Genomic DNA, 1,058 nt, shown 5'->3' with positions numbered 1-1,058 from the left:
TAGAGCACGTCCACTTTACTCGGGGTCATAGCCGCAAGAAATGAAGTAGTTGGCGCATTCTTGGGGATCGAACATGGTGACGACTTGGCCGACTGCATCCCAAAGCGCATCGACTGTCCGCTCGGCTCTTGCTCGCAAGACCGCCTTCAGTTTGGAGAACGCCTTTTCGATAGGATTGAAGTCTGGGCTATATGGCGGGAGGTAAAGCAGTCGGCATCCCGCCGCTTCGATGGCACGGCGGACGCCTTCGGCTTTATGCGCAGGCAGGTTGTCCATGACGACGATGTCGCCCGGTGCCAAGGTTGGAATGAGAACCTGCTCAACATAGGCCAGGAACGCGATTCCGTTCATCGGGCCGTCGAGGACCATGGGTGCGGTCATGCCGGAAAGCCTGAGTGCTCCGGTGAATGTCGTCGTTTTCCAGTGTCCGTGCGGGATCGGGGAACGACACCGCTCTCCACAAAGAGCCCGTCCACGAAGCCGGGACATTTTCGTGCTCAGCCCAGTTTCATCGATGAACACAAGACGTGCCGGATCGAGATCGAGCTGACTGTCGAACCAGTCCTGACGACGCTTCAGAAGATCGGGGCGTTCCTGCTCCAATGCATGTGCGGTCTTTTTTTGAATGTCCAACCGCGCTTTCGCAGCCAGACATCAAGACCGCTGCGGCCAATGGAAACAGCCCTCTCTTCAGCCAGTCGCAGGACCATCTCATTGAGCGTGACGTCCTTTGCCTCTTCAATCATGCCAAAGATATAATCTTCGTGGGCATCAAGGCGCGAGCCGCCGCGTCGTCCCTGTTTGGCTGGCGTCATCTGTCCCTGCCGCGCACTGGCAATCCAGGCAATGGCTGTCGAAATACCAATCCCAAATCGAGCCGCCGCCGAACGCGCCGACATGCCATCACGCGAAGCAGCCAAGACGCGGCTGCGAAGATCGTCGCTGAAAGCTCGTGTCATATTCCCTCCGACCAAATCACCAGTCGGAGCAAGGGAATCAGAATTCCCGAGGTAAAGGAATCCCCAAAAACGATTCCGCGTTCATTGGACGTGCTCTAG

Annotated in this window: 1 protein-coding gene; it reads right to left on the bottom strand. The window is 57.1% G+C overall.

Annotated features, from left to right (window positions below):
• Positions 1 to 15: 15 nt before the first annotated feature.
• A protein-coding gene (locus NAC44_RS21130; RefSeq protein WP_250943634.1) for an IS630 family transposase occupies positions 16 to 959 on the bottom strand; the annotation gives its coding sequence in 2 pieces (ribosomal slippage) (positions 16 to 623 and positions 623 to 959; 945 coding nt in all).
• Positions 960 to 1,058: the final 99 nt, after the last annotated feature.

Source organism: Allorhizobium sonneratiae, from assembly GCF_023700755.1.
GTDB lineage: Bacteria > Pseudomonadota > Alphaproteobacteria > Rhizobiales > Rhizobiaceae > Allorhizobium > Allorhizobium sonneratiae.
The sequence above is the reverse complement of the archived record's forward strand: the minus strand, read 5'-3'. Positions and strand labels throughout refer to the sequence as shown.